This window comes from Bacteroidota bacterium (assembly GCA_036522515.1).
Taxonomy (GTDB): Bacteria; Bacteroidota; Ignavibacteria; order UBA10030; family SZUA-254; genus VBOC01.
Genome location: DATDFQ010000058.1, coordinates 29,709 through 51,304 on the forward strand (window position 1 = coordinate 29,709; position 21,596 = coordinate 51,304).

Consider the following 21,596-nt stretch of genomic DNA (forward strand, 5'->3'; position numbering starts at 1 on the left):
GCGCTCCCGGTCGACATCGGTCTGATCACTCAGTTATCGTCGTCCGGGTCGGGGGCGTCGTCGTCCTCGTCGGGCGGTGTCGGCTCATCCACGTCGGTGCTGTCGATGCCGCTTCCCTGGTTGATCTCCTCTTCCAATTGCCGCGCCTTGATACGGTCGACCGCGCTCTGCTTCGGAGGCTCGAGCTCCTGCTTTTTTTGCGAGAGAGAGTCGGCAGGCTTGCCACCCGGCTCGATTTTTTTCACTTTGATGAACTGCGGCAGGTTTGCGGGATTATTCCGAACCGCCAGCTTGGGCCCCACTTCCGACGCGTAGATCGAGTTGGGAAACTCGCTTGAAAGGTGGCGATACCAGGTCGCCGCGCTGTCGTTATTCAGCAACATGGTCTCATAGAGAAATCCCACCGCGTATGTCGCCTTGGGCTTTAACGGCGACCGGTGCGCCGTCGCGGCGATCCGTTTGAAAATCTTCAGCGCTTCGCGGGGCTTGCCCGATTCGACAAATTTCTCCGCCCGCTGATACTGCGCTTCCGTCGAATCGATGCGGACCTTCCCCGCCTCGAGGCCGAGAACCTTGCGCACCTGAGCGGCGTATTCCGTTTCGCCGTAGCGTTTCAGGATGACTTTGTAAAGAGAATCGACTCCGGACGTGTCATGCTTCGTGGCGCGTATCTCCGCCATCGCGTAGAGGGCGCGGGGGACGTAGGTAGACCTCGGAAACTCGCGGACAATCTTCTCGTAGAAGACCATCGCGGAATCGGGCCTGTTCAATTCAAGGAAATAGATCCCTCCGAGCTCAAAGTATCCTCCTGCGATAAGCGCCGCGGCGGAGTCCGCGGGGAGCGCGACCGCCGCTGCCGGGGCCGCCTGCGTGAGCAACGAATCCCTTTTTCCCGGAAGACCTGCGCCGCCGGCGACCGTTTTTACGTCCGGCCGGACCGATTTCACCGGGCCGGGGGCATCCTCGCCCGGATCCCGGAACAGGTCGCGGTCCGAAAGCCGCCTCCGGAGCGTTTCGCTCGCTCCTTGCGGTATATCCTCCACCGGCGTCTGCAATTGTTCTTTGATCACGTCGGGGGCCGGGAAGGTCTTTTTAGAATTATCCACGGACGCCGGAGTCTTCACCGCAAAGATCGAGTCGGCCTTCGCCGGGGTCTCGGGTGCGAGCGAAGGTAAGGGATGAAGAGATGAAGAGGCGGCCATCACCGAATCGCGGATAAGCGCCTGGACGTACAAGTCGCGGTTCTTCTTCAGCGCGTCGACCGAATTGAAAAAGTGATCGAAGCTCTCCGCTTTTCGCGCGGCGAGCGGAGTGATCTCCGAGCCGGGAAATTCAATCTTCGCCTTGTTGTAGTAGTCGCGTGCGGTCTTATAGTCGTATCGTTGATGCTCAAACATCAGGCCCCGGCGATAGTATCCCTTGGCCGACGCATCGGTATGCTTATAGGTCGAGTCGATCATCCCGTAAAGGGCGTTTCCCTGCGCGGTATCCCCCATCGCCAGATATGTGCTCCCGATCTCCAGGTCCACCAGCGCGTGCTGGTCCACCGAAAGCTGATCCTGGTTCATGTCGTCGAACACCCGAAGCGCGCGGCTGTGCTCACCCGTCGCCGACAACATGGTCCCGTACCGGAGCCGTGCCTGAAAATCGAGCGCTGGAGGAGGGCTGAATTTTCGGACCTTGTTGTAGGCTTCGGCGGCTTTTTCCCTGTCATTCAGTTTTTCGTAACTCTGGCCCAGCAAATATTGCGCGGTCGCCCGTAACGCGTCGTCTCCCGGTACCTCCGCGGCAAGCGCGTAGGATGCCGCCGCCTGATCGAATTCGAGGCGCTCGGTGAAAATGCGCGCCTGAAGCATCAGCGCTTCCAGCAGGATATCGTCCTTGCCGTTCGCCCTCGCTTCGGGGAACAGGTCTTTGATGACGGCAAGCGACTGGTCGTGCTGGTTCTGCGCGTATTTCGCTTTCGCATCCCAGAGTTTTGCCTCGAACCTCAGGTCGCTCTCCGGAAAATGATCCAGAAGTTCCTTGAATTTCCGCCCCGCCGATTCATATTCGCCCAGGTATACGTACGATTCCGCGATCATCAACAGGGCGTCATCCACCCACTTGCTCTTCGGGTAGAACTGGATCAGCTTCGAGCTTTTCTCGATGACCTTGTCGAACTTGTCCTGCGTATTCTGGGGAACCGTGTAGCGGGCGAAGTAATTTGTGTCCCGATCGCGCTGAGATTGGAGACGGGCGTCTGCGGACGCCTCTTCGAAAAGATGCCGCGCGTTATAGTACGTGTTGAAATAGCCGGTGACATTCTGGTAGGTCGAACAGCCTGACAGGTGGAAAAGGAACAACAGGGCGGCAACGGGGAGAGGAATCGCGAATCGATTGAACAATCGGGGTCTCGTTTGCAACATCATCGGGGTCTTTGCATAGGTAACAGGTGTATAATACGCAAAAGTTCCCCTATATGCAACAGAATCGGTAATCTGGGCAGCGGATAGCCGCAAATTGTCCTCTCTCGTATCGTTCCCACGCTCCTCCTCCGGCCTCTCGTTCCCACGCTCCTCAGAATCTCGTTCCCACGCTCTGCGTGGGAACGCATACCGCGGCGCTCCGCGCCGCCACCTTCGTCTTACTCCCACGCTCCTCCCCACCGCCTTCTCGTTCCCACGCTCCGCGTGGCGCTCTGCGCCACCCCATTCATCTCAACCCCCCGCTCCGCGTCCGCCTCACCCCGAACTTCTTTGCATCATGGTTCGGATTCTTCTCGTTCCCACGCTCCGCGTGGGAACGCATACCGCGGCGCTCCGCGCCGCAACCCTATTGAATCCCCATTCAGCTCCATTCAGTCATGACTTTCAAAATCCCCGGCCGCCCCGCGTAAATGCGCGCGCTCGAATACCGCCAATCTTCCGCTTCGTCCACATACCCTCTGCGGACCGGGTTCATGTGGATGTACACCGTTTTCTGCCGCATCATATCGACCCCCTGGATCAGCTCGGGATGCGACCCTTCTTGCCACACTTGATGGATCCGGTCGGCTTTGTGACGCCGCCGATAAAAGTGAAGTTGCCTGAGGATTCCGCTTGATTTGCTCAGGTTGAGATGGTCGATGATCTCGCGGGCGGTGTATGACTTAAAACTCGCGAGCTCTCTGGAGAGATTCTCCGACGATGCGATGAGATGCAGGTGGTTTTCCATAATTACATATGCGTACAGTCGCAATCGTCCACTCGTTTGCAGGTGCTGGAGGGAATTAAGGACCAACTCGACTATCGCGGGTTTTGAGAAGAGGGGGAACCAGTTGATCACCGTGCACGTGAGGAAGTACGGCGCCTGATCATCCGTGATTATGTAGCGCGATCTACCCATTGTAAGGTTCTATGCCGAAAGCGGGGACGCGGAGCGTCCCGGTATGGGTTCCCACGCAGAGCGTGGGAACCAGTAATGCCGAAAGCGGGGACGCAGAGCGTCCCCGTATGGGTTCCCACGCAGAGCGTGGGAACCAGACGTGCGCTACGGCATGCCGCCAGCTATCGGACCAAGAGAGGTGGTTCATGTCCTCCAAAGGCTCCGATCCAAACTCCGGTATTGAATCGCCTCGCTCAGGTGTTCGGCCCGGATATTTTGCGACTGTGCCAGGTCCGCGATCGTCCGCGCCACTTTGAGAATCCTGTCGTACGCCCGCGCAGAAAGCCCGAGCTTGGTGATAGCCGTCTTGAGAAGCTCCGTGCCCGGAGAGTCCAGGCGACAATAGGTGCGAAGATCCGCGGGCTGCATGGCCGCGTTCGAATACGTCCCCGTCCCCGAGCTGAAACGCTTCATCTGGACCTCGCGGGCTCTGGTTACCCGATCCCGAATAGACTGAGAAGATTCGGCGAGCTCCGCGCTCGAGAGGTCGCGGTATTTAAGAGCGGGCACCTCGATGTGGAGGTCGATCCGATCCAGGAGCGGGCCGGAGATTTTCGCCATGTACTTCAGAATCTGCATCGGGTTGCAGGTGCACTCTTTTGCGGGGTCGGTGAAGTAGCCGCAGGGACAAGGATTCATCGCGCACACGAGCATGAAGTTCGCGGGGAATTCCACTGTCATTCTCGTGCGGCTGATCGTCACCCGGCATTCTTCAAGCGGTTGGCGCAACACCTCGAGGACGTGCCGGCTGAATTCCGGGAGCTCGTCCAGGAAGAGCACGCCGTGGTGGGCAAGCGAAATTTCCCCGGGCCGGGGGAGAATCCCGCCTCCGACGAGGGCACCGTCGGAGATCGTATGATGAGGCGCGCGAAAGGGGCGGCCATTGAGCATCGCCGTATCCCGGGGAAGGATTCCGGCGACGGAATGAATCTGGGTGGTTTCGATCGACTCATCGAATGTGAGAGGCGGCAGTATGGAGGGGATTCTCGATGCGAGCATCGTCTTCCCGGAGCCCGGGGGTCCGATCATCACGATATTGTGCGAGCCCGCTGCCGCCACCTCCAGGGCTCTCTTCACATTTTCCTGCCCTTTAACATCCCGGAAATCCAGCGGGTAGCCCTGGTCTTGCGAACATTGCTGTTCGGCAGCCCCTTGGATTGGAGTTCTTGAACCGGTTCGATCATTTAGAAACTCGACTGTTTGACTTAGGGAGTCCATCGGATATACTTCGATCCCCGACACCATCGCGGCTTCCTTCGCGTTCGGCGCGGGTACGAGCATGCCTTTGAGCCGTCGCAACTTCACCTCAACGGCGATCGAAAGCGCCCCGTGAATCGGACGCAATGTTCCGTCGAGCGCGAGCTCGCCGAGAATCACATAGCGATCCAATAGATCGGGGGAAACCTGTGCTGATGCCGCAAGCAAGCCGATCGCGATCGGAAGATCGAAAGCCGACCCTTCTTTCTTCAGATCGGCTGGGGCAAGATTGACGGTAAGCCGTTGAGGGGGAAAGCGAAATCCGGATGTCTTGATCGCTGCATAGACCCTGTCGCGGCTCTCCTTGACCGCGCTATCGGGGAGACCGACGACGTTGAACGCGGGGAGAGACGGAGAGATGTGCGCTTCGACTTGAACGAGATGGGCCTTGATACCACAGATCGTGGCACTGATCGCGTGTGAAAACATGGAGTCCTCCCCGGGGCGGGGAGAAAGTTAGTAAATACATGCGAGGATTGCAAGCGGGAAGCGCAGAGGTCAACCGGGAGATACCGGGCGAGGCATGCCTCGCCCCTACAAGAAACAGGCTAGACAGTGAAGACTCATGGATGGCGCGAGGAATGAGCAACGGCGCGGACCGCCTACATATGCGTGCCCACGCGGGGCGTGGAAACGAGCCAAAAAATGCCGACGCGAGCGCATCGTCATCATTTCATCAGAACGAGTTTCCTTGTTAAGGTAACGTCGCCGGCTTGCAACCGACAGAAATAAACGCCGCTCGCCACGCCAACCGCATTCCACTCCACGGACTTATACCCGGCATCTTCGCTTCCATCGACGAGAACGGCGACCTCACGCCCAAAGAGATCGTAAATCGCCACTCGCACATGCGAGCGCGCCGGCAGGTCATACTCGATCGTCGTCCGGGGGTTGAAAGGATTGGGGTAGTTCTGCGCAAGGCGATACTCGCCAGGCACCGGGAAAGAGCCACGGCCTTTCACGCCAGTGACCTGATTACTTACGAGCAGCGAATCATCGATCGTGCCATCATTTCCGTGATCGACCAGGATTTTGAGATCGCCGTTACCTAGTGTTGACCAGTTTGGCTGAATAATATGTGAGGAGTTTCCCGCCAATTGTACTAAGTCGTGTGCAAAACGCCGCCTCCCCGTGAAATAGTTATCCAGCTCCAATTCCAGTTTATATGTCCTTGCTGACGAGCCGAAAGAGCTGAACTTTATTCCGTCATTTGCGGTATTTTCCATTCTCACCGAATCATTGGCCGATAATGTCAACGACCGAAGCGAGAATACCTTTTCTTGACCCTGGTGAACAAACTGGTTGAGTATGTTGACAAAGCGCAAGGTCTTCGCATCGGTGTCCGGATTCGCGACAGAAACACCTCCATTGAAATAGATCTTGTCGGTCTGACCCTGGGTAGCTCCGGTTCGTTCGACACCGAACGTTTTATCCTCGACAAAGAAGAATATCCGTGAGATTTCCGAAGAAAAATTACTCATCGAAACGGAATACGCGGAGTCGGGCAAGGTGTATCCATAGGGCGGTGTCGTGCTTCCGTTCAGGATGATATCCGGCCGCGATCCCGGAATCCCGGCAAGAATCACGCTGTCGGAGTATCCTGTTTCGTATCCATGGATATCCCGGATATGTATCGAAGCTGAGCGGACCGGATTGATCTCGAGCAGGTTCGGCGGTACTACGAACGGTGATGCACGCCATGCAGGGTTGTTTTTCGGCAACGTCGGATGCGAAAGGTAGTCTATCGCCGGGTCTGCAAGGTATATCCCTCTGTTCCCTCCCCAATGGAGCCACAGTGGATACTCCCAACTCCCATGACCGGAGTTCTGCGCGGTATCAATGGTGATCTGTGCGTCCAGAACGTCGGGATAGGAATTATCGTACACGCTGAGGTAGTAGAGATTCCGTTGGACGGCATCCTGTTTGAGCTTGTACGGCAAGATCGAGTGCCCTCCGCCATCGGGACCGTTGTTATAGATATTCAACGTTCGTACCGGTGCGTCGTCGCTCAGGAGCATCGACTTCAATTCATTCACGGTTAGTGTGGGAGTCATCGATTCCCAGCGAGAGTCATTGTATGCTTGGTGGGGATTGCCGAACTGATGTGTAAACAGTTCATTGATCACCGGAAGCGTATTCGTATCCGAACCCACCTCATTGGCGGAGACGTAAAAAGGAAAATCGGCGTACTTATTTCTAAAATTCGTCTGATTGCGAAATGCGATCGCGTTTGATGTGGAGATGCCGAAACAGGACCCGCCCCAATTGCCTTTGATGCCCTCCCACCGCGCTACTGCCGTCGGTGAGTAGAGAGAGGCGGACGCTTTGACATACGACGCATCCACGCCGAACGTGTTGACGAAAGAAGGCCAGTCGGGGTGGTCCGCCGGATGAGCATTGAGAAAGACCTCGGCCGCGAAGTTCTCACCCAACAGGTAGCTCCCGCCCGTGAATGGGTCTACGCCCGTGTAGTCGAACCGGTGATACCAATACTGTGGCCAACAATCCAGCGGAGTATTTCCAAACCCCCACCGGTCGGATTGGATGCTATACGGGATATAGTCGTCGGTCGGTGACATTTTCGTGAGAACGTATCCCTTGATCTTAAAGATCTCGCTCGTATCATTTTTCGAGAAGTCGGAGGCCGACGTAACAAGAATTCGTACTTTCGTCGAGATCGTGTCCGGTACGCTCCAGAGGTACTTCCCCTCATCCGCCGGATAATTGGTCTCGATGAGCCTCCATGTCTGGCCGCCGTTGAGACTGTACCAGAGGATGACTTTCTCCCCCGGATCGAGGCCGGACCTCCATCGAATGGTATCGATGTCCCCGCTGATCCACTTCACGCCTGACGCCGGATCTTTCAGGAAGATGTCCCCCCTTTTCAGGAGCACCGATTGTACGAAGTTCGGATAAGCCCTCTGAACGGCCTGACAGAGAATATCTCCCTGATTGTTGATGCCGGTCCCCCCGACGAGTTCCCACCCTCCCGTCGTGTCGGTCACAGTATTCAGGTCGGTCATGACGCCGTTGCGCCAGACAAAGGCGTGAGTGTTAACCTGGTAGGTGGGGGAAGCCCAAGTTGATTGGCCGACCACGACTCCTGCGTCGTTGATATCATTTGCAACAGACCAACCCGAAGCATTTCCGGGGATTCCAATGTATCCCAGATCCGTGAGCCCTCCATCCCAGAGGATCGCGTCGGTACCGCTGGGCCCGTCGAGGCTCGAGCTCCCAACGATTTGACCGATATTATTAATCGCCCTTGCTTCGGAGTAAGTACCACCACCAAAAGTTCCGAGATCCGTCACGCCCCCATTTTGCCAAACGTAGGCGTGGACGGTAGTATCATTGAGTCGTGAGCTACCGACTACTTGTCCCATATTGTTGATTCCCGCGGCACCGGAACCCTGGTTGCCGGGTGTTGCCATATCAATTGCCACTCCATTTTTCCAAAAGAACGGGTGAGCCCCCGTGGTATCGAACGCGTTTCCCGCTATTTCGCCGGAGTCGTTGATACAGGTGGCTTCGCTGTAAAGGTTGCTCACAATTCCGAGGTCAGTCATGACAAAATTCTGCCAGAGGAAAGCATGGACGTTCTGGTTTAGGCCTGGCGGGGCGTAACCCACCACCTGCTTGGAATTATTTAACCCATGCGCGAGCGATGCACCTCCGGGATAGAGCCCACCTATGCCGATACTGGCCTCGTTTTCCCAGAGGTAGGCATGCGTGCCGTCGGAGCCTATGATCGCTCCCGAGTCGTTGATTCCGTAAGGAAACTGAAAAGGGAGAGATTTGAGTTCATACACCTGAGCGGAGCCGATTGACGAGAGTAGCCCGCTCATTGCGCAGAGCAAAAGCAAAGAAAAATACGGTGTCTTCGTGGCTTTTTCCCTTTCCATCGCAGAGATGAGAGCTTTCATTCAAGGGTTAAAAAACGTTGGACAGGAACCGTTGGCAAACCTGAGGCACTCCCATCGGAAACTTGCCTCCTCACAACGGCAACTTCATTTTTTTCATGAAAACGGCGTAGCGCGGGTCTTTTTCGATGTTGCGCAGGAGCGGATCACCCTTCATTCCGCATAGACCGCCATCACGCTGCTTGTATGCGCGCTCAAGCCATTCGAATGACTTATCCGCCTCGCCCCGATACGCGTAGATTTCTGCAATCTGGTATGCGCCAATATCGCCAAATTCCTTTATATCGGAATCCAGCGCATTATTGGCTTCCTTCTTCTTACCTAATGCGTGATACACCAGTGCAAACCCATGTCGCTGCCAGGACGGTTCGGTTTCCATTTTCATTTCCAGGAGTGCGGAATCGGGTTTTCCTTTTTCCAAATACACGAGACCGAGGTTAAAGTGCACTAATGAATACTTCGGGTTCCACTCAATAGATTTTTTATATGCAGCCTCCGATTCGTCGAGTTGCCCGGCGTAGAAAGCATAAATACCGAGATTCGAGTAAAAGACCGCTCTGACCGGGTCGAGTTCAATCGCGCGACGAGTTAATCTCATTGCCTCATCGAACCGCCCAAGTGTGGATGCTAAGTTGCTATAATTAACGATAGCACTAAGATTGCCAGGCTCCAGTTCGAGCGCTCTTTTGAAGGATGCGTCTGCCGCGCTCCAATCCCAATCGTAATTCGTTTGAATCAACCCCATCCTGGAATGTGCCGTGGCAAGGTTGGGATCGAGTTGGAGCGCCTTTTCTGCTTCCTGCCTCGCTTTGCGATAGCCCTCATCTGTAAGAATGTAGCCAATATCAGCCTGGGAAGCGTGGACCATTGCCAAATCGGCCCACGCCGGAGCGTAACCGGGATCGATCGAGAGCGCTTGCTCGAAGTAGTGGATCGCCTTCTCAAGATTTTCTTTACCGCGCATGTTAAAGAAACTCTTCCCGAGCAAGAAGGCATTGTACGCTTCAGGTTTAGTTGTTGCGGGATTGGCAATCCGCGCCTGTTCCGCCGTGGTCAGCTTTGCCTGAAGCGACGAAGCAATCTTCTGTGCAATCTCGCTCTGGATCGTAAAGACCTCTTTAAATTCTCTGTCATAGTTGTCCGCCCAAAGATGTTCGTCTGTGTTGGCGTCGATTAACTGAGCGGTGATCCGTACCTGATTGCCGGCTCGCCGCACACTGCCTTCTAGAACAACTCCCGCATTGAGTTCCTTGCCGATTTCACGTATCGTCTTTTTTGTTCCTTTATACTGAATAACGGAAGTGCGGGATATGACCTTAAGGTCGGCAATTTTTGCGAGCTGCGTCAGGATGTCCTCGGTGATCCCGTCGCTGAAGTATTCATCCTCTTTCTGATCGCTGCTCATATTAGCAAATGGCAGCACGGCGATTGTTTTACTGTTCGCACCGGTGGGATGGGCTCCCGGCATAAACAGATAGAGACCCGCGGCAATAACGAGAACTGCCGCGGCGGCAAGAATCCACGGGAGCTTTGAACGCTCTTTCACGATGACGGTTTTTACCGTGCCCGTTGTTTCGCTCTGAAGTGCGCGCAAGTCGGCAACAATCTCGTCGGCTTTCTGGTAGCGCTGTGTTCTGTCTTTATGGAGACATTTTGCGATGACCTGCTCCAGTGCCGGAGGAATATTCTGCCGGAGAGATTTTACCGGCGCGGGTTCTTCATTCGCGATCGAATAGGTCAAAGCAGCTTCATGCTCGCCACGGAAAGGAAGCCGCAATGTTGTCATTTCATACAGGACGACGCCGAGCGAAAACAAATCGGCACGGTGGTCAATATCTTCTCCCCGCAACTGCTCCGGCGCCATGTAGGCAAGCGTACCGATGGTACTGCCGGTTTTCGTCAACTGTGTGGTGCCGCGAAGCTTCGCAAGGCCAAAGTCGGTGATTTTCACTTTCCCTTCACCGGTCAGCATCACGTTATCGCTCTTGATGTCACGGTGAACGATCTGTTGCCGGTGGGCGTGAGCCAGGCCATCGGCAATCTGGATACCATCGTCGATCACTTCGGCAATTGTAAACTCTTTGTCTTCCGACTTCAGCTTCTTGAGTTTTGATTTCAGTGTGCCGCCGGCAATGTACTCCAGCACGAGGAACTTCTTCCCATCGGCTTCATCGATATCAAAGATTGTGGCGATGTTGGGATGGTTGAGTGCGGAGATCGCTCTGGCTTCCTGTTCGAACCGCGCCACATCCTCCGGCGATGAAACGACGCTTGCCGGAAGAAATTTTAATGCGACATCGCGATCGAGCTTGGTGTCGTGGGCTTTATAGACAATGCCCATGCCGCCCTCGCCGAGCTTCTCAAGGATCTTGTAGTGAGACATTGTTTGGTTGATCATTCGCGCACAAGCAACGCAATTCAAAGAATTGAGGCTAAACTAACCAATCCGTCAACCATTATCAAATGCGGCGCGGCCTGCGGCGGGATCGAACCTTACGGCCGAAGACTCTGTAGTTCGACTGTAACCCGCTGGAAGGTATTTTCCAACTGGAGGAGCAAAGGAGGTACTTCATCAAGCTTGCCTTGTTTGCTTTTTCCATCGATCTGGCCACACAGATCAGCAACACCGACAATCCCCAGATTCATGCTTGATCCCTTGAGCCGGTGAGCGACAGCATGCACCCCCGCGGAATCGCCTGCCTTAACGGACTGACGCAATTGGTCGAGGAAACCGGTACACTCGTCCAGATACAGGTCGATAAGCTGCTGTAGCATCGGGGGATCATTGCCTTGTGAGATGGAATTGATTTCTCTGACCCTTCGTATGTCGATCAGCGAATCCGATTCGGCACGCTTGACTTCCGTGTGGACTCCTGACAAGGCCATGGAACCCCAATGCTCAATGGCCTGCTGAATCTCGACGATCTTTATCGGCTTGCTGATGTAATGATCCATTCCGGCTTCGAGACATTTCTTCCGGTCTTCTTCCATCGCGTACGCGGTAGTGCCGATAATAAACGGCCTTCTAAACCCTTGGGGATGCTGTGTAATGGCCCGTGTGGCTTCGAGCCCGTCCATTTCCGGCATTTCAACATCCATGAAGATCAGGTGATACTGCTGACGTTTCATTGCGTCAAGGACTTCGAGTCCATTCGCAGCCAGATCCGCGCCATAACCCATCTGTTGCAGAATACGCAACAGGAGTTTCTGGTTGACGGAATTATCTTCAGCGACCAGGATCCGTAACGGCAACCGTGACGCGAGCGTGCTGTCAAGTTTCGGTTCTTCGCGTTGCCTGCCGATTTTCACGGGCGAATCAGCGAACACGCTCACCAGGATATCGAAGAGTTGCGATTTCTTGATCGGTTTTGCGACGTAGGCTGAAAATATCTCCTTCGCGGCCCTCTCGATATCCTCTCTCTTCCCCAAGGATGTAAGCAGAATAATCGGCAATTCATTCCTGGTCCGGACTTTTCGGATCTGGCCCCCGAGCTGCAAACCATCCATACCGGGCATCTGCATATCGAGTATGGCGACGTCGAAGTGATCTCCCCGTTCAAGCCAGGAGAGCGCTTCCTTGCCCGACGTCGTCGCGCGGGGAAGCATTCCCCACTGTTTGCACTGCGTCAGCAGTATCTTCAGATTTGTTTCATTGTCATCAACCAGCAACACGTGGTTATTTGTTATCACCGGGAGGCCGCCATGGACAGCCGTCGTTGAAGATGCGGCGGCGGCTTGAGTCCTCATCGTGAACGAAAACGTCGACCCCTGCCCTTCGGTTGATTCCACGGAGATCGAACCCTTCATCAAGTCGACCAGCTTCGCAGAGATCGCCAAACCCAAACCTGTGCCGCCGTACTTCCGGGTTGTCGAGGTGTCCACCTGAGAGAATGGCTTGAAGAGCCGGTCGATCTTGTCCTTCGGTATTCCAATTCCGCTGTCCTTCACCGAGAACTGGAGCACCATCGCGCCCTCTTGTTCGGGCAGCTTGCGCACCGAAATCAGGATCTCCCCTTTCTCCGTGAACTTTAACGCATTGCCCGCAAGATTGACAAGGATCTGCCGAAGCCGTGTGACATCGCCGATGATGACGGGGGGGACATCTGCATGGACGGAGTAGACCAAATCGAGTTTTTTCTCATGAGCCTTGTGCGCCAATAAATCAAACACGTCCTCGATGCATCCCCCGATTTCAAACGGATGCTCCTCCAGCTCGAGCCTGGATGATTCGATCTTGGAGAAATCCAGGATATCGTTGATAATCGTGAGCAACGATTCGCTGCTCGCCCGGACCGTTTCCGCATAGTCGCGCTGTTCGGCAGTCAGATCAGTCTCAAGGAGCAATCCGGTCATACCGATGATCGCGTTCATCGGTGTGCGAATCTCGTGGCTCATGACGGCCAGGAACTCAGCTTTTGAGTTGGCAGCGCGCTCGGCCGTTTCCTTCGCCTCAAGCAGCTCAACTTCCGCACGTTTTCGTTCCACAAACTGGCCGATCTGACTCCCATGTGCTGCCATCATCTGCAACAGGTTGTCATCCGGCTCCTCGATCTTATGACTGAATGACTCGATGATGCCCGTGACCTGGCCTCCAAAAAGGATTGGAAAGCCAAAGGCCCCATGAAGGTTGCTGTTTGCAGCGGCTTGTGCCCGCGGAAAGTTGGGATCACGGACGACGTCAATAATCCATGCCGGTTGTCCGTTGCTCCACACACGCCCCGGCAATCCAATTCCGCTGGAAAACGTGATGTTCCGTGTCATCTCCTCGAAGGCGGACACGTCGACTTCTGTGCCATGCCAGGTGTCCACACAGCGCAGGACTCCAGCGCTTTGATCAACGCGCCAGATCGTTCCAACCTCCCAGCCGGCGCCTTCACAGATTGCACGAAGGATTTTTGGAGTTGCTTCGGAGAGAGTCGAGGATTCGGCGAGAGCGCGGGTTACCGCGTACTGGGCAGCAAGCCGTTTCTCTGCAGCTTTCCGCTCTTCTTCCTCATGATGTAACTGGGCGAGATCGCGGCGCAGCCGGCGGAGCTCGTCAAGAAGTTCAGCTTTTGGCCTCTCTTCGTCGTGCATTATTGTCGCCCAACCGGAAAGGTCATATCACGCAAGCGGTATCGTTACCACAACCGTATTGCCATTTCCTTTGTATTCGATGTCCAGGGCGAATGCCGTCATCGCAATTCCCCGTCCGTGATTGTCGAACACACGGGCCTCGTCGAAATCGAGATACTTCGCGTAATCAAATCCTTTTCCCTGATCCTCGATCGTGATTCTCAGCTTCGAAACTTGTTTCTCAACGTGCAGGCGTACGTACTTGTTTTCGTACTCGGGCATTGCCAGTCGACGCTCGACTTCATCGCGCAATCTTCCTCCCGCCAGGCAAGCCGTCTTTTCGTCATACGTGATGCCGAGATTTCCATGCTCGATGGCGTTCGTGATGAGCTCGGAGATGACCAGAGCCTTCTCCGATTCGGGCGACGCATGCGCGATCCGGACGGCAAGGAATTCGCCCTCACCCAGAGTCCGAAAATGAAATGTGCCATCGATCAGAAGTCCGAACGGGTTTTCATTCTCCCTGACGTTCTGAAGCAGGGTCTCCCGCGAACGGACATCCGTCACCGCCGCCCGGACGATCGAGACGAGCACACCCTTGTCAACAGGTTTCGTAAGATAATAGTAAGCGCCGGCATTGATGCCCTCCCTGATGTGTTCGGCGCTGTCCCTGGCGGTTTGCATGATCACCGGCGTGTGCTCGAATTCGGATTGATCTTTCAGCCATCGCAGCAACTCGATCCCGCTCATCTTCGGCATCTCCCAATCAAGAAGGATCGCCGTGATCGATTTGCCCTGCTGTTGAATAAGCGACTGAGCCTCGGCTCCGTCCTTCGCGGTGAGAAGACGATACTGCTCTTTTCCCAGAATCGCCGTGATCAGAAGCAGAGTGGTCGGATCGTCGTCAACGATGAGGATCGTATCGTCTGGCATATGCGGACTCAGTTCAAGAGAAGTGGTGCCCGGGGCATGTTCTCAGAAACGCTCGCTGTGCACTGTACGCTGTCCCGTCTCGGATGGGTTTGGCGGGGTGTTTCAGGCTTTGGCTAAAAAGTAGGAAGAAGATCCACCATTATCAAATACCGAACTGTTTTACTCCCTCAGTGGTTCCCGTCGCTTACGCAAGGATCGTACCCCACGTTGCCAAAATTTCTGAGCGAGAGTTGGTACCCGAGGTTTCTGACTATATTCCACCAGAGGCCCGTTCGTGATTTCCACATGCGCTGAACGATCGAGCGTGAGGAATAGAACTTGCGCGCCATCCATTCCATGCCCATTAACAGTTCCTCCGGCGACATGCGGGCCGGCTGAAAGACAACGTGTTTCTTGCCGTCGTATTTGGACCAATCCCGGGTCAGAATCCTCCCTTCGGCTTCAAGACGCAGAAAGAGCGGTGTGTTGGGAAATGGGATAAGCACGCTGATCGTTGCGGAGTCGATTGCGATGTCGCGGAAATAATCCAACGTGTCGCGAAAAATCGATTTTTCGTCATGATCAAACCCGAACACCGTTCCTGCCTGGATCGCGATTCGGTGTTCGTGAAGCCGCGACACCACCTCCCGGTAGGCAGACACCTTGTTATGCTTCTTGTTCGCCGCATTCAGACTCTGTTGAGACACAGATTCCAAACCTATGAAGAACGCCTTGCACCCGCTTCGGGCTGCGAGTTGCAAGAACTCGTCGTCGAACGCGGCGTCATGAGTCACCTGGCTGGTCCACCACCGCCGAAAAGGAGCGATTGCCCGAAAGAGTTCCTTCGCGTACTCCCGATTCGCGCCGATATTATCGTCCCAAAAAATGAGAGCTCGACCCGGCATGCGGCGGATTTCATCAACCACCTCACCGATGGGCCGGTATCGCATCCGGCGGCTGTACATGGCCGGAATCGTGCAGTAATCGCACGCAAAGGGACAACCCCTGGTTGCAATGGAAACCCCTTTTCCGTGCACACGCCCTTTGATCAAATCCCAACGGGGTGCAGGCATCTTTTTGAGATCGGGCAGGTGGTCGTCGCGATAGAACTTCGCCAGTCGGCCATTCTCAACATCTTCCAGAATGCGAGGCCAAACTAGTTCGCCTTCGCCGATCACAACCGCGTCCGCGTGCTGTGCCACCTCCCCGGGCATGAGAGTCGCATGAGGTCCGCCGATGACAACCGGTATTCCCCGGTCATGATATCGCTTTGCGAGGCCGTATGCGTGAGGCGCGGCAGCCGTATTTGCCGTAATTCCAACAAGCGAAAACGGTTTGTCAAAGCGGACTTTCTGGACGATTTCGTCGGTGTGTGTGACCCGCCAGTGAGGCGGCGTGTGCGCAGCCAGCAACGGCATCGTGAGTTGCGGGAAGCGAATGATTCTCCGGTGACGAACGAATCGGGAGGCGTCGGATTCAGCCGTGATCAATTCGACCCAGTATCTATGTTTCGTCATCCCCTTCCCTCCTTGGCAAAGCGCGCGATCTTGCTTCCGCCCGGCATTCGAATGTTCTTAACACAAGAGTGAGCGACACCAAACTAGCCAATATCTCAACTACTATCAACTCCCTTCATCGTCAGGCAGTGTCTCAATTTCACCGAGCATGTCATCCTGAGGGAGCGTAGCGACCGAAGGATCTCGTCTATCCGATCTGCGAGATCCTTCGCTTCGCTCAGGATGACAAAATAAGACGCCACCCATCGTCAGGTACTGCCTGAACTTCGGTGTGATCCCGTTACGCGACCTGAAGGTCGCGCCTACCGATGCCTCGGACCTGGCAGGCGCAGCCTTTTGGTATATTCGCAGGAACCCGTACCTTGAGGGGTCCGGGTGGACCCCGGGAAATCAGAATGGAATGAGGAATGTCAAATGAAAATACATCTCATCGACGGCACGTACGAGCTCTTCCGCAACTACTTCGGCGCTCCGAAGAGGCAAGCGCCGGATGGAAGCGAGGTCGGGGCGACCGTTGGCCTCGTCCGGAGCCTCATTTCGCTTCTTCATACGCACGGGACAACGCACCTTGCATGCGCGTTCGATCACGTGATCAAATCTTTCCGCAATAAGCTCTATGCCGGCTACAAAACCGAAGAAGGGGTTGACAAGGAACTTCTTGCGCAGTTCTCCCTGGCGGAGAAGGCGGTCTCCGCTCTGGGTATTGTCGTGTGGCCGATGGTCGAGTTCGAAGCGGACGATGCTCTCTCAACGGCTGCATCGCGCTTCAGGGACGCAAAGGGGGTCGATCAGGTCGTCATATGCTCGCCGGACAAGGATCTTGCCCAGTCGGTGCGGGGCAAAAAGGTGGTTTGCTGGGACAGGCGCCGTGAGATCGTGCTCGATGAAAAAGGCGTTCTCCAGAAGTTCGGAGTGCGACCGGAATCGATCCCGGACTGGCTTGCGCTGGTGGGAGACTCTGCCGATGGTTACCCCGGAATTCCCGGGTGGGGGGAAAAATCGACCTCCGCGGTACTTGCCCGGTTCAGGCATCTGGAACAAATCCCGGCTGACTTCAAGAAATGGAGAGTGCCGGTGAGCCGCGCACAATATCTCTCGGAGAATCTTGAAGGCCATCGCATCGACGCCTTGTTATTTCGCCGGTTGGCCACCCTCCGCGAGGACGTTCCGCTCCGGGAGAAGCTTCCTGATTTGAAATGGCGCGGTGCGAAAAGAAGTTTCAAGTCTCTTTGCGCGGACCTGGGAGTGAACACCCTCCCGGAGCGCATTTCAGCGTGGCGTTCCTAATGTGGCGGGTGGGATCAACCGTCTTCTGACGAGCGAATCATTCCCGAATCTTTTCTTCACCCGCCGCCCACTCCGTCCGCTGGAGGGGAGCCCGGGTTCGTCATCGGTTCAAGCATCGCCACCACGACCTCACGCGGTCCCTCGAAGGGCTCCCGACCGTGCGCGGTGCGAATATTGTCCACGAGCAGCAGATCGCCATCCTGCCATCGCTCGCGTGCGGCGTTCGCATCGTACACTTCGTTGATCGCCCGGACGACGTCCGCTCCGAACGCTTCGCCGTCGCCAAAGCGGGTGTTGAACGGCAGCCCCTGCTCGCCGTAGAGGTCTATCAGGTATTCGCGCACTTCCGGATCGAGCGTCCATTCGTTCAGGAAAGCGATCTGGTTGAACCAGCACCGCCGGCCGTTAAGGGGGTGTTGTCGGATTGCGTTCCGCCGCTGCCAGGTTCGCAGCCCGCCGCCGGGCTGCCACTCGAACCTGATGGCGTTGGCCCGGCAATAACTCTCGACGGCGGCACGGTCGTTTGTGCCGAATGCCTCGGCGAACGACGCCCCGATCTCTTCATTATAATTGCGGATCAAGAGCCAACCCAGCCGCTCAAAGCGGCGGACCAACTCTGCGGGAAGCGCCTCAAGCACTGCGGCCGAATCGGCCACCGGGGTGGCTCCCCCGGAAGTTGCCGCCCTCAGGCATGCGAAGAGGATGAGGCCGGGGGGCGCGTGCAGATAACTGAGTTCGTGGTGCATGCACATCGCCTGGCCGGGCGGCCACTTGGACGCGGAGTAGACCCCCTGAGCATAGACGTGCCGGGGTGCGAATGCCTCTTTCTCTTCGATGAGGTTCCCCAATTGCCGGAAGACGGCACCGGCGCCTGCTGCGTCCCGGAGCCCCAGGCCGCGCACCATGAGCGAGCCGTGCTCATTTACAAGGTCACGCAACATGGCACAGTGCCCGGCAGCCCAGCGCACCGCGTCGCCGTTCGGTTCTGCAGTGAGCATCGGCGGCTTCCCGGGGCGCAAATCCACGTTGACGATGGAGATCGAGGGCGAGCTCATTTCAGCACACCCCCTTCGCCTTTTCTATCGATCAACTCCGCCTGATCGGCGAGGATCGGGTGCGCCGTCACGTCCTTCGTGGAGACCTCACGATCGAGAACAATCGCCAGCCTCACGGCGGAGAGCGATGTGCCCCCGAGGTCGAAAAAGTGATCCCGCCTGCCTATCTGTTCTTTGGCAATGCCAAGTACCTCCGCCCACGCGGCCGCCAACCGTTGCTCGGTCTTCGTGCCCGGCCCCTCGTGGCGTTGGTCGGCGTGATCGAGCTCTCCGGCGAGCGCCGTCAGCGCCTTCCGGTCGATCTTGCCGTTCCCCGTCAGCGGCAGCACGCGCCGCCAGGAGAAAGCGGACGGAACCATATACCTGGGCAGCAACTCGCCGAGCCGCTCCCGCATCATGGCGGGATCCACCTGGTCGCCTGAGTAGAAAGCCACCAATTGCCGGCTCTGGTCGGGGCGTTCCGTGATTACAACGGCGGCTTCGCTCACACCGGGGACACGGAGAAGTTTGTTCTCAATCTCTCCGATCTCTATCCGGAATCCGCTGATCTTCACCTGACTATCCTTGCGGCCGAGGTACTCCAGCTTCCCGTCAGGCAACCAACGGCCAAAGTCCCCGCTCCGATACATCCGTTGGCCCGGGCGGCACGGATCAGCGAGGAACGCCTGTTCCGTCCGCTCGGGATCGTTGATGTATCCCCTGCCGACACAAACCCCGGAAAAGCAGATCTCGCCGGCAGCGCCCGCGGACACCGGCGATAGCTGTTCGTCCATGAGGTAGATGTTCACGTTACTGATGGGCCGGCCGAGGGGAACTCGCTCCCCGGACGGGGCCCGATCCATGATCTCGTGGTTGGTATCGTCCGAGGTTTCGGTGAGCCCGTACGCGTTCACAAGTCTGATCCGGGGTTGAACCGCGAACCAACGCTCGACCAACTCCTTCTTCAAAGCCTCGCCCGTGGCCACCACATATTGGAGATCGGGCAACGAGCGCGGGGTCCGCGATAGATCGGAAATGAGTACTTCGAGGTAGGAGGGCACAACCTGAACGATATTGACTCCGGTTTCGACGATCCTCTGGAGGAACCGCCCTGCGTCGAGAATGATCTCCTGCTCGACCAGGTGCGTGCGACCGCCTGCCAGCACCGCTGAAATCAGCTGCCAGAGAGAGATGTCGAAGCACTGTGGCGCCGTCTGGGCCACCACCGTTCCCTCGCCGATTTCGAGATCGTCGATCTTCGCGATGAGGTGGTTGAGCATCCCTTCATGCTCGCACATCGCCCCTTTGGGTTCGCCGGTTGAGCCGGATGTGAAGTAAATATATGCGAGCTGGTTGGGCGCCACGGGAATTCTAAGATCGCCGTCGGGATGATTTTCTCTGAATGCCTCCTCGATGAAAAACCTCCCGACTCCCGGCACCGAGTCGAGCGCCCGTTCGAGCATCACAATGCTGCCCCGTTCTGTCAGGACGAGCCGGCAACCCGCCCGCGAGAGCATTTTGGCGATTCGATCAGGGGGAAAATGCGGCTCGACGGGTAAGTACGCCCCGCCGGCCTTGAAGATTGCGATCACCGCGGTCAACCAGTCCAGATTGCGTTCGGTCACCACCCCCACGACACCTTCGCGTGAGAGCCCCCGTTTCACCAGAGCCCTGGCCAGTTGATTGGCGCGAGAATTGAGCTCCCGGTACGTCATCTGTCCGTTGCCGTTCGTGGCTGCGATGGCGGTCGGGCGCGCCCGGGCCTGGTCCTCGAAGAGTTCGTGGACCCGGCTATCGGGAAGGGTCCGGCTGGGTCCAACACCCTGCACACTGCCGGGGTCGATCATCTTACGCCTCCCCCACCCGGCGCCACTTTCGTGAGCGATCGGTTTTCATTGAGTGACGGATCATACGGATTACGCGCAGCCGACCGGACGGCATCGCGCCGAAATGGCTGGTGTTCACCGTATGTCAGCGTCCGCCAGAGCCACTCGAGCGGTCCGAACCGAAAATGGCGAAGCCAGATTGGGGCCATCACGAGTTGGGAGGAATAAATCGCGAAGACGATGAGGATCTGGCCGGTGCGGGGCACGCTCCCAAAATAACCGAAACCGGTTCCATAAAAGATCATCGTGCAGATGAGGGTTTGCAGGATGTAATTCGAAAATGCCATGCGGCCAACGGCTGCCATCCGCTCCCTTAGGGCCAAAGCCCGCGAGCTCTGGCACCAGAGCATGACAAGGCCGGTCCATCCCAGCGCGACGAGATAGCTTCCCCAGTAGTTGTATTGCCCTCCCAGATAGGCCGAATATCCGGCGTCCCAGTTTCTCGAGAAGTTCTGAACGACCCCGAACAGGATCACGGGAATTCCAACGAGCAGCCCCGTCCCCATGAGCGCCCGGTACCGCCCGCGGCTCCACCGCGCATGGAAAGCGCCGAGCTTGAACAGGGCCATCCCGAGGAGCATCAGGCTCGAGACCTTCCAGGCGTAAAATGTGAGAAACTCCGAGGTCTCTATGTCGAGCGCGCTCTCTACGCGGTCCGGCATCTGCTCGATCCAGGAGCCCCGATACGCCGCCAGCTCCTCGTTGATCGATTGCGGACCCGGCCGCCAGTCGTCGATGAAATCGGCTCTGCTCCCGGGAGAGAGGTGCGGTACCCAGAACAAAGCGAGTCCGATTGCGATCAGCGAGCCGATCGCCGCCAGAACCAGAGCATAGGATACGAGCGTCCCCGGGCTTTTGCGCCGAACAAGGTAGGCGAAAAGCCCGCACATTCCGAACGTATAAAGAATGTCGCCATACCAGAGCAGATACGCGTGCAGAAGCCCGAACAGGATCAGCCAGCCCATCCGCCGATAATGGAGGCGCGTCGCCCGGGCTCCCGACCGTTCCGCATTCTGCCACATGAGAACGATGCCCGCCCCGAACAGCATCGAGAATATCGAAATGAATTTCTGATCCGCCAGCAGGTGCGAGAAGAGCCACACGAGGAAATTTGTCCCGGTCAGATCGCCGTACGCCGCCGGATTCTGGTACACCGCCTCCACCATCGCGAACAATTGGATATTCATCACGAGGATTCCGAGCAGCGCAAAGCCGCGCAGCACATCCATCGGGACGATCCGTTCCGTTTCGCCCACAGGCCCCGCAAACGCCCTGCCGCCCGCGGCAGAGGTCAATCCGTCGTGGTCTCGCAAGCTCACGGCA

Annotated in this window: 11 protein-coding genes and 1 pseudogene; 1 reads left to right on the forward strand and 11 read right to left on the reverse strand. The window is 56.7% G+C overall.

Translation table 11 applies throughout. From position 1 onward, the window contains the following. Window positions 1-29: 29 nt before the first annotated feature. From VI215_12655 to VI215_12690, 8 genes are all read right to left on the reverse strand, one after another. Window positions 30-2,387 (reverse strand): tetratricopeptide repeat protein, encoded by a 2,358-nt coding sequence (locus VI215_12655; protein HEY6193166.1) that lies wholly within the window; start codon window positions 2,385-2,387, stop codon window positions 30-32. Between the two features lie 442 nt (window positions 2,388-2,829). Then, window positions 2,830-3,366 carry a transposase gene (locus VI215_12660; GenBank protein ID HEY6193167.1) on the reverse strand — a complete coding sequence of 179 codons (537 nt, stop codon included), beginning with the start codon at window positions 3,364-3,366 and terminating at the stop codon, window positions 2,830-2,832. A 183-nt stretch (window positions 3,367-3,549) separates the two neighbouring features. After that, complete coding sequence (locus VI215_12665; GenBank protein ID HEY6193168.1) at window positions 3,550-5,091, reverse strand: YifB family Mg chelatase-like AAA ATPase; 1,542 nt, start codon at window positions 5,089-5,091, stop codon at window positions 3,550-3,552. A gap of 239 nt (window positions 5,092-5,330) precedes the next feature. Next, window positions 5,331-8,507, reverse strand: coding sequence for a T9SS type A sorting domain-containing protein (locus VI215_12670; protein ID HEY6193169.1), 3,177 nt, complete (start codon window positions 8,505-8,507; stop codon window positions 5,331-5,333). Window positions 8,508-8,655: 148 nt separating this feature from the next. Further along, complete coding sequence (locus tag VI215_12675) at window positions 8,656-10,980, reverse strand: protein kinase (GenBank protein HEY6193170.1); 2,325 nt, start codon at window positions 10,978-10,980, stop codon at window positions 8,656-8,658. Window positions 10,981-11,075: 95 nt separating this feature from the next. Next, the gene (locus VI215_12680) at window positions 11,076-13,658 is read right to left on the reverse strand and encodes a response regulator (GenBank protein ID HEY6193171.1); all 2,583 of its coding nucleotides are present in this window, start codon (window positions 13,656-13,658) and stop codon (window positions 11,076-11,078) included. 27 nt (window positions 13,659-13,685) lie between these two features. Beyond that, a complete protein-coding gene (locus tag VI215_12685; protein ID HEY6193172.1) occupies window positions 13,686-14,570 on the reverse strand; it encodes a response regulator in 885 nt (294 codons plus the stop codon). A gap of 167 nt (window positions 14,571-14,737) precedes the next feature. Continuing rightward, window positions 14,738-16,066 carry a radical SAM protein gene (locus tag VI215_12690; protein HEY6193173.1) on the reverse strand — a complete coding sequence of 443 codons (1,329 nt, stop codon included), beginning with the start codon at window positions 16,064-16,066 and terminating at the stop codon, window positions 14,738-14,740. Between the two features lie 414 nt (window positions 16,067-16,480). Between VI215_12690 and VI215_12695 the strand changes: the two genes are divergently transcribed. Beyond that, window positions 16,481-17,353, forward strand: a complete 873-nt coding sequence (locus VI215_12695; GenBank protein ID HEY6193174.1) for a 5'-3' exonuclease H3TH domain-containing protein — start codon at window positions 16,481-16,483, stop codon at window positions 17,351-17,353. A 56-nt stretch (window positions 17,354-17,409) separates the two neighbouring features. Here the strand turns inward: VI215_12695 and VI215_12700 are convergent, their stop codons facing one another. The 3 genes and pseudogenes from VI215_12700 to VI215_12710 form a co-directional block, all read right to left on the reverse strand. Beyond that, window positions 17,410-18,408: a TauD/TfdA family dioxygenase gene (locus VI215_12700; GenBank protein ID HEY6193175.1), complete on the reverse strand. Its 999-nt coding sequence runs from the start codon at window positions 18,406-18,408 to the stop codon at window positions 17,410-17,412. Next, window positions 18,405-20,216: pseudogene (locus tag VI215_12705) on the reverse strand (non-ribosomal peptide synthetase). The gene VI215_12700 and the pseudogene VI215_12705 overlap by 4 nt, the downstream one beginning before the upstream one ends. Window positions 20,217-20,230: 14 nt before the next feature. Further along, entirely contained in the window at window positions 20,231-21,592 is a 1,362-nt protein-coding gene (locus tag VI215_12710; GenBank protein HEY6193176.1) for a DUF418 domain-containing protein, read from the reverse strand. Window positions 21,593-21,596: the final 4 nt, after the last annotated feature.

What these genes read in the sequence shown, in the direction of transcription:
- VI215_12660 (HEY6193167.1), bottom strand. Translation starts at nt 3,366, where the DNA reads ATGGGTAGATCGCGCTACATAATCACGGATGATCAGGCGCCGTACTTC.
- VI215_12665 (HEY6193168.1), bottom strand. Translation starts at nt 5,091, where the DNA reads ATGTTTTCACACGCGATCAGTGCCACGATCTGTGGTATCAAGGCCCAT.
- VI215_12670 (HEY6193169.1), bottom strand. Translation starts at nt 8,507, where the DNA reads ATGAGCGGGCTACTCTCGTCAATCGGCTCCGCTCAGGTGTATGAACTC.
- VI215_12675 (HEY6193170.1), bottom strand. Translation starts at nt 10,980, where the DNA reads ATGATCAACCAAACAATGTCTCACTACAAGATCCTTGAGAAGCTCGGC.
- VI215_12680 (HEY6193171.1), bottom strand. Translation starts at nt 13,658, where the DNA reads ATGCACGACGAAGAGAGGCCAAAAGCTGAACTTCTTGACGAGCTCCGC.
- VI215_12685 (HEY6193172.1), bottom strand. Translation starts at nt 14,570, where the DNA reads ATGCCAGACGATACGATCCTCATCGTTGACGACGATCCGACCACTCTG.
- VI215_12690 (HEY6193173.1), bottom strand. Translation starts at nt 16,066, where the DNA reads ATGACGAAACATAGATACTGGGTCGAATTGATCACGGCTGAATCCGAC.
- VI215_12695 (HEY6193174.1), top strand. Translation starts at nt 16,481, where the DNA reads ATGAAAATACATCTCATCGACGGCACGTACGAGCTCTTCCGCAACTAC.
- VI215_12700 (HEY6193175.1), bottom strand. Translation starts at nt 18,408, where the DNA reads ATGAGCTCGCCCTCGATCTCCATCGTCAACGTGGATTTGCGCCCCGGG.